At 31.0% G+C, this 7,661-nt stretch carries 10 protein-coding genes; all 10 read left to right on the top strand.

The features are described 5' to 3' along the window. Positions 1 to 681 precede the first annotated feature (681 nt). Positions 682 to 816, top strand: coding sequence for a 50S ribosomal protein L34 (rpmH, locus tag IGJ55_RS16795; RefSeq protein ID WP_010762140.1), 135 nt, complete (start codon positions 682 to 684; stop codon positions 814 to 816). Positions 817 to 1,494: 678 nt separating this feature from the next. After that, positions 1,495 to 1,833 carry a ribonuclease P protein component gene (gene rnpA, locus IGJ55_RS16790; protein ID WP_207121716.1) on the top strand — a complete coding sequence of 113 codons (339 nt, stop codon included), beginning with the start codon at positions 1,495 to 1,497 and terminating at the stop codon, positions 1,831 to 1,833. A gap of 15 nt (positions 1,834 to 1,848) precedes the next feature. Continuing rightward, complete coding sequence (locus IGJ55_RS16785; RefSeq protein ID WP_069640158.1) at positions 1,849 to 2,676, top strand: YidC/Oxa1 family membrane protein insertase; 828 nt, start codon at positions 1,849 to 1,851, stop codon at positions 2,674 to 2,676. A gap of 15 nt (positions 2,677 to 2,691) precedes the next feature. Further along, positions 2,692 to 3,459 carry an RNA-binding cell elongation regulator Jag/EloR gene (gene jag / locus IGJ55_RS16780; protein WP_069640157.1) on the top strand — a complete coding sequence of 256 codons (768 nt, stop codon included), beginning with the start codon at positions 2,692 to 2,694 and terminating at the stop codon, positions 3,457 to 3,459. 329 nt (positions 3,460 to 3,788) lie between these two features. Continuing rightward, entirely contained in the window at positions 3,789 to 3,956 is a 168-nt protein-coding gene (locus IGJ55_RS16775; RefSeq protein ID WP_430606979.1) for a hypothetical protein, read from the top strand. Between the two features lie 328 nt (positions 3,957 to 4,284). Continuing rightward, positions 4,285 to 4,575: an uberolysin/carnocyclin family circular bacteriocin gene (locus IGJ55_RS16770; protein ID WP_430606977.1), complete on the top strand. Its 291-nt coding sequence runs from the start codon at positions 4,285 to 4,287 to the stop codon at positions 4,573 to 4,575. 119 nt (positions 4,576 to 4,694) lie between these two features. Further along, complete coding sequence (locus IGJ55_RS16765; RefSeq protein WP_430606975.1) at positions 4,695 to 5,780, top strand: hypothetical protein; 1,086 nt, start codon at positions 4,695 to 4,697, stop codon at positions 5,778 to 5,780. An 11-nt stretch (positions 5,781 to 5,791) separates the two neighbouring features. Next, entirely contained in the window at positions 5,792 to 6,280 is a 489-nt protein-coding gene (locus tag IGJ55_RS16760; protein ID WP_430606973.1) for a hypothetical protein, read from the top strand. Further along, positions 6,281 to 6,889 carry an ABC transporter ATP-binding protein gene (locus tag IGJ55_RS16755; protein WP_430606971.1) on the top strand — a complete coding sequence of 203 codons (609 nt, stop codon included), beginning with the start codon at positions 6,281 to 6,283 and terminating at the stop codon, positions 6,887 to 6,889. Beyond that, positions 6,882 to 7,394: a hypothetical protein gene (locus IGJ55_RS16750; RefSeq protein WP_430606969.1), complete on the top strand. Its 513-nt coding sequence runs from the start codon at positions 6,882 to 6,884 to the stop codon at positions 7,392 to 7,394. The genes IGJ55_RS16755 and IGJ55_RS16750 overlap by 8 nt, the downstream gene beginning before the upstream one ends. Positions 7,395 to 7,661 lie beyond the last annotated feature (267 nt).

The following is a 7,661-nucleotide window of genomic DNA, read 5'->3' as shown; positions in this document are numbered from 1 at the left end:
ATGGTGACCTCCTTAGTTTAAAAGCGAAACAAGCCGCTTAGCTCTGACAGAAAAATAGGAAAATATGACGAAGGTGTTTTTTGCCTTATTCATAGGTTCTCTTTTTTCTGAAAAGCTGGCTTGTGCAGCTAGTATAGAAATAAAAGCGTAACGAGCACTTTTTCAGAAGAACGAAATAAATTTTTGTATATAAAAAGCAGAATAAATATAAATAGATAAGCAAATAGAATTTTAGCATTTTTTCGGAACTTTTTCCACAGGCAAATTGTGAATTGTGGAAAAAAAATTCACAGAGGGTTATAAACTTATCCACAAAGAGAGAATAAACGGTGGATTTCTCATCAAAAATTTATTTATCCACAGCACGTTCTGCAAAACAAATCCAAGGAATACAGACTTTTCGCAAAGTTATGCACAGCTTAAAAATAGGATGTGTATAACTTTTTAACAACCTGTTTTTTTGTGTAAAAGTGTGGAGAAAACTAAAAATGAAATGTGCTGCTTAAAAAAAACTATCCACAAGTTATCCCGAATGTTTTTTATTTTGTGGATAACTTATTTCGTTAAGTGGAAAAATTAATTTCTTAAAATTTATTGACAAATATACCCAATACTAGGTATACTATCAAAGTATGTCTATGTATTGATGGATAGTTACAATTTCAGGAGGTGGAACAAGAGATGAAAAGAACGTATCAACCAAACAAACGCAAACGTCAAAAAGTTCACGGTTTCCGTAAACGCATGAGCACAAAAAATGGTCGCAACGTATTAGCGAGCAGACGTCGTAAAGGCAGAAAAGTTATTTCAGCATAATCTATGTTGATTTTAAATAACGAATCAAGTTCAAACTAAGAACCCTTTATTATCTTCACAATGTATGTGTGGAAATAATAAAGGGTTCTTTTGTTGTGAATCACCACGATTGGCTTAGCCAGAGTGGATGATGAACAATACTTGGCGAACGTAGTGAGCGAAGTTACCTAACTAGAGAATCACTACATCAAGATAGCACTTTAATAAAAAGCAGAGAAAGTAAATAGCTAGAAAAAAACTGAGCTCATGGAGCTTAGCCAGAGTGGATGATGAATAATACTTGGCGAACATAGTGAGCGAAGTTACCTAAGTAGAGAATCACTACATCAAGATAGCACTTTAATAAAAAGCAGAGAAGTAAATAGCTAGAAAAACCGAGCTTAAGGAGCTTAGCCAGAGTGGATGATGAACAGGAATAGCTATATCTAAGAAGCGTAGCAATCTAATTAGTGAATTGCTAAAAAAACAGAAAATGCAGCAAGTGATTTTTCCAAAAGTATTTCGCTACAACAAGAAATAAAGTGAAAAAAAAGCAAAAAAATGATACTATATGAATTTGAAGTCATTAATACTAAAATCTCTGGATATTTTCCCTGAAATTTGAAAAAAAATGACCGAAATATGCTATTATTATAGAGTGAGTAAAAAAGAACGATAGAAAGAAACAAAGGGATGCAGATGAAGAAATCCTATAGAGTAAAAAAAGAGAAAGAATTTCAAACTGTCTTTCAGCATAAACAGTCTTGCGCAAATCGAAAATTTGTTGTATACGTATTGGAAAAACCGGAACAAAAACATTTTCGGGTCGGAATTTCCGTCGGGAAGAAAATCGGTAATGCCGTAGTTAGAAATGCTGTAAAGCGTAAAATCCGTACATCGATCTACCAATTGAAAGAATCAATCGATCCGATGTGCGATTTTATTATTATTGCACGACCAGGTATCGACAAGTTAACATCTGAAGAAGTTCATAGTAATATCAAGCATGTTTTAAAACTTGCAAAAATTTTGAAATAAGAGAGGAACAGTTTTGTGAAGAAGTATAAACGCTTATTATTGATGGCAGGTTTAGTAACGCTTGTTTTTGTATTATCTGCCTGTGGAACAGCTCCGATTAACGAGAGTAGTACAGGAATTTGGGATCGCTATATTGTCTATTATTTCGCTGAAGCAATTAAATTTTTATCCATTTCAGCAAATACAGGTGTTGGGATCATCCTATTTACATTAGTGATTCGGATTATCTTATTACCATTGATGCATTTCCAAACCAAAAGTATGCGCAAAACACAAGAATTACAACCTAAATTAAAAGCGCTACAAAAACAATATTCATCAAAAGATCCAGAAACACAACGTTTATTCCGTGAAGAACAACAAAAACTATATGCAGAAAATAATGTAAACCCATATGCAGGTTGTTTACCATTATTGATTCAGATGCCAATCATGATGGCGTTATATCAATCCATTTCTCGCGTTCCAGAATTGAAGCAAGGAAGTTTCATGTGGTTGAATTTAGGTCAACCCGATCCCTATCTAATTTTACCGATTCTTGCGGCAGTCTTTACATTTGCCAGCAGTTATTTAACAAGTATGAGTCAAATCGAATCAAATGCTTCATTGAAAATCATGAATTTTGTCATGCCCGTTATGATTTTTGTGATGGGGATGAGCTTAGCCAGTGGACTATCTCTTTACTGGGTGGTTTCAAATGCTTTCCAAGTAGGTCAAACTTTATTGATCAACAATCCATTCAAAATCCGCAAAGAACGAGCAGAAGCAGAGCGACAAGTAAAAGAACGCGAGCGAGCATTGAAGAAAGCAATGAATCCTAAGAAAAAAAATAAGAAAAAATAAAAGGAGGTTTTCCAGATGCCGGTTTATGAGGGAAACACAATTGAAGAAGCAACAAATAAAGGGTTGCACGCACTGAATTTGTCAAAAGAAGATGTAGAGATCAACGTGATCACAGATGCTAAAAAGGGGTTCTTGGGTTTTGGTAAAAAATTTGCTCAAGTATCAATTGAACCTACAGTCAGTGAACAAATCGCAGAAGCCATTGAAGAGACAGTTGAAGATATCATTGTGACTGATGAGGAAGTCAAAGCTGAGACAGCTTTTGAAGAATTATTAGTGCATAAGGCTGATCCCTCAGAAACAAAAGTCTTGGAAAACCTAGAAGATGAAGAAGCAATCACTGAGTTAGCTATGTATTTAACCGCGATCTCAAAAGAATTGAATGCACCAGCTTTAGTCCGTTTAGAACGTAAAGATGGATTATTGGTTTTCCATTTAGATACAGATAAACAAGGGATTTTGATTGGGAAACACGGAAAAGTTTTAAATGCGATGCAATATTTAGCACAAGTTTTTGTTCATCGTGCTGCTAAGAATAAATTGTCTGTAGTGGTAAATGTTGGTGATTATCGTGAAAAACGCCAAGCGATTTTACAGCGTTTAGCGGAAAGAACAGCAGAGAAGGTTAAACAAACAGGGCGTCCAGTTTTTCTAGAACCGATGCCAGCATTTGAAAGAAAGCAAATTCATTTTACGCTAAGCAAAGATGACCATATCAAAACGCACTCAGAAGGCGATGAACCTTATCGTTACCTAGTTGTTGAACCAGTTAAAAAATATTAATAATAAAGTTGATGACCCTTTAAAAAAGCAATTTTTTAAAGGGTCATTTTTTGTTGAAATCACGGTACAGCACTAAAAAACACATTGACAAATACTATGAAACAAAGTATATTTTAAACGAAATCATTCTTATCAACGTACAAAATACGATGATAAAGTAGTTGGAGCATTTGTGCTTCTTCCAGCCTGGTTCTTTTAGAATCAGGTTTTTTTATTTTATCTATATCAAGCTACATGACAAAACTCATATTAGATGATGACAACATAATCTAACGAAAATGATAAATCTCCTGCATAATAAGTTTATCAACTATTAAGGAGAAATTATTATGAATAATCAAACAAACAGAGTCGAAGAATTAGAACTGGAAAATGAAAACCTACGTTTAAGGTTAGCCGCAATCAAAGAAGAAAATAAGGATGCTTGGACGCGTTGGGTTTGGGTGCTAGTTCTTTTTATAGGGATGTTAGCTGGCGCATTTCATACAATAGTTTAGTTAAAAAAGCGGGTAAAGCCAACTGTTATCCGCTTTTTTATTCTATTGATCAACCTATTATTAGTATGAGAAAACTGAACTACAGTACTATAGGCGAATATTTCTGCGAATGATGTCCCTTGATATGCTACATATTTTTTTCAAATATAGCAATTGTTTACAGTGTCGGTTCCATATTTAAAGCGATTTTTTTTAATATGGGACAATTAAAATCACTATATTAAAAACGTTAAATGTAACTCAAGGATTAAAATTAATTATTTTTAGTTAAAAAAACATTGCCCTATAGATGGATGGATGTTAATGTAAATACAAGGGAGGTGATAATATGAAAGATAAAACAAACTATAAGCTGAATGTTTTTGTGATTGGTGCTGCAGTAGCACTTTGCGCATGCTTAGCAGTTAGCGTACAGCCAGCATTTTTATCCTCTACTTTAGGACTTAATATCTATGCTTCAAAGAAAGTCATTGATATTATTTCAGCAGCAGGAAGCATCTGGGCTGTGGTAGGCATTGTTGCAGCTGTAATAGGCGGAGGTGGCATAGGTGTTGCAATTTTAGCTTCTGCGAAAGCATTAGCACAAAGATACGGGAAAGCAGCAGCGGCAGCGTGGTAATTAAAAAATGAAGGTTGAAATAAACTTATTTCAACCTTTCTTCATAATATTTCAATTTTCAGAGTAGAGCTTGTTATGAAATGTTAGTATACAAAGATTAGTAAATTGGAGTTAAAATTATGCAATTTTTTATTCGTCTATTAAATAGTAAATTTGAAGATCCTATAATACTTTATGTATTAGGAGTCTTAGCTTTTTTTTCATCTTTTATCTTAGCTTTTGTTGGAAATTTGATAAGCGAAAGTTTTTATTTTTTATTTGTCAATTTTTTACTCTTGGAATATAATTATCCGAAAATTCGTCAAAACTTTTATAACAGTCAGATACAACACTTTATGTATTCTAATAAAGTATTAAATAAATATCTTTTTTTTGCGGAGTTATCTGATAATTTATTATTATTGTTGGTTATACCATATAATGTACTCTTTATTCTATTTTCTCCATCAATGACTGTGGCAATTCTTTTATCAATTATCATTAATTTGACAATTTTAACGGCTAGATTATTAGATGCTCATGCTATTTTATCAATGGTTTTTGTTTTAACTGTTGTCTCGATGTGGTATAAAAATGATTTTTTATCATTACTGATCCTGAGTACTATTTTAGTACTATTTTCATTTATGCTGAACAGAGCTGACCTGTATGTAAAGCGAAGCTATAGAAACAAATATAGTGCTCCAGTTAAGGAAAGACAAATAATTAAAATGAATTATTTGTTAAAATACCTAGTCAGGTTACCGCTCATAAAAAAATTAGAATACATAGTAATTATAGTTGTTGTTCAAATAATGAGTTTATTTAACTTTAAAATAGTTACAGGAATAGATTTCTTTGTATTTCTTTGTATTTTGGAGTTTGAATTAATAACAGATGGTTTTTTTAAAGATATTCATCAGCAAGCTAGTATGTACTATTTTTATAAAAAATTAGGTGTATCAAACTTTAAGTACTATACATTAAGCAGATATTTTTATAGTGGAATTATTTATTCTGTGATGTTGTTACTTCCTATAAAAGATTATTCCATATTAGGTTCTGTTGTTTTGATAGTAGTTACTTTGTTATTGTCATATGTTTACTATACTTTTTATGTAAAAAGCATTAAAACGAATTCAAAAAAGAATAATGGATTAAGCCAGTTTGTTATTTTTGTAGGTTTATATGCATTATTTTTATTAAAAAACCATTATTTGATTTAGGAGTATCTTCTATGAAATTCATCTATAAATATTTTTTATGGTCGTTATCAATTATTATTATTTCGATAATGGTTTATTTTTTTTTTCAACTGGTTATGCCTATTTCATCTGGAACAGAGATTGTTGAATACAGAGTTAGAGGGTGGGCTTATTCTAAAGAAATTATAGCTAATAATATAAAGAATTTTATTCAGTTCCAATTGCTCTTTATTGTTGCACCGTTGCTTGTATTTATGGATATTTTTATGAATGTATTGCAAATCTACGTATCTAATCAATTGATAGGAACTGTTGCCACATTTAAATTAATAGTTGTACATGGGTGGATTGAGCTTCCTAATCTCCTACTATATTCATTTCTTTCAGTATATAAATTTTATTTACTGTGGAAATATAGAAAAATAGGAATAATAATAAGTTTTATGAAAGAGAATTATAAAATATACTTATGTTCAATTTTAGTGATTGTAGTGTCCGGTATCTTGGAAGGAGTTATTTAATTGAAAGAAGCCAAAATTCTTTTAAAAGATGTTGTGAAGACATATAAGGATCAAACTGTCATGTTCTCGATAAAGTACTTAGAATTGAGTCAAAATTTATATTTTTTTACGGGTCAAAATGGTATTGGTAAGAGTGTATTTTTAAGAAGTATATGTGGCATAGAAACATTCGAAGAGGGAACCATGAAGGTTAATGGAGAAAAAATTTTATATTTGACTGATAAGTCCGTTGGGTTTAATTACTTGACTGTTATAGAGAATATTGAATTGATTCATAAGCTTCATGGAGTTGTTTTGAATACAGAGAATTTAACTCATATTTATGGAAAGAAGCAATTGAACGTACTAGCTAGAAATGCTTCATTAGGAATGCAAATGAAGATAGGTTGTTCTTTGTTATTTATAAAAGATCACTGGGATATAATTGTATTAGATGAGACATTAGCAAATATTGATAAAGAGTCAAGAGATATCTTTTATGATCTTTTGGATAAAAGAACTTCTGAAGGAACATGTGCTATTGTTGTTACACATAACGAGTTGCCCTCATCTAACAATTTATCGTATACAAAAATTACTATGAATAAGGAGGGGATTTCAATTGTCTGAAAAATCCAAAAATTTAGGATTAAAATTTGTAATGGTGTGTGTTTATATATTGTCATATATATTTCTAACGTTTAATCTGGCGCAGAAAAATCAAAAGGTAAACAATATTCTTATACAAGCTAAAGAAAGCCTAGACATATCTCAAGCTTCTTTTTTGTTCTTTGTAGTAATAATAATAATTCCTTTTATATTATTAATGCTTCTTGCTACTTATTTTTTTATCAAAATATTATTTAAGCTGTTTTATAAAAATGAAAAGGAATATAATGATCAAATTTTTATCTCCTTATTGCTCACAAATATCGTAGTTAACACATTAAGTCTACTATTCATCAATTTTTTATCTGTACCATTGGTAACCCTGCTTATGCCTATTCTAGACTTTATTTTGTTCGTTTATCTTTTTTATTCTTCAAATAAAAATTTTCAGGCAACTAAAGGATTAGCCATAGCAAAGGTGATTTTAGTGGTTGCTAATTATGTTATTGGTTTAGTTTTTTCATAAAAAGTATGCTATTTCTAAAAATAGATCGATTCTTTTTAGAATTTTACTAGTAAAATAATTTCAGGAGGTGAGAAGTATGTCAACAATTCATTCGTGGCTAGGTGGTTGGTTTGGAGGAGGGGAAAGAGATTTTTAATATTTAAATAAGATATTGAAATATTAATAGCTAGAAAAAGTATTAAACTCAAGATAACCATGATTAGTAAACTATTTACTTACATTATAAAATTCTCTTTAAAATACGTATAGATAAAATTTTGATAGTAT

Origin of the sequence: Enterococcus sp. AZ170 (genome assembly GCF_050545135.1) — a bacterium.
In the GTDB taxonomy this organism is placed as follows: domain Bacteria; phylum Bacillota; class Bacilli; order Lactobacillales; family Enterococcaceae; genus Enterococcus_L; species Enterococcus_L ureilyticus.
This window is presented reverse-complemented; position numbering and strand designations above follow the sequence as displayed.

What these genes read in the sequence shown, in the direction of transcription:
- IGJ55_RS16765 (WP_430606975.1), top strand. Translation starts at nt 4,695, where the DNA reads ATGCAATTTTTTATTCGTCTATTAAATAGTAAATTTGAAGATCCTATA.
- rpmH (WP_010762140.1), top strand. Translation starts at nt 682, where the DNA reads ATGAAAAGAACGTATCAACCAAACAAACGCAAACGTCAAAAAGTTCAC.
- rnpA (WP_207121716.1), top strand. Translation starts at nt 1,495, where the DNA reads ATGAAGAAATCCTATAGAGTAAAAAAAGAGAAAGAATTTCAAACTGTC.
- IGJ55_RS16775 (WP_430606979.1), top strand. Translation starts at nt 3,789, where the DNA reads ATGAATAATCAAACAAACAGAGTCGAAGAATTAGAACTGGAAAATGAA.
- IGJ55_RS16760 (WP_430606973.1), top strand. Translation starts at nt 5,792, where the DNA reads ATGAAATTCATCTATAAATATTTTTTATGGTCGTTATCAATTATTATT.
- IGJ55_RS16770 (WP_430606977.1), top strand. Translation starts at nt 4,285, where the DNA reads ATGAAAGATAAAACAAACTATAAGCTGAATGTTTTTGTGATTGGTGCT.
- jag (WP_069640157.1), top strand. Translation starts at nt 2,692, where the DNA reads ATGCCGGTTTATGAGGGAAACACAATTGAAGAAGCAACAAATAAAGGG.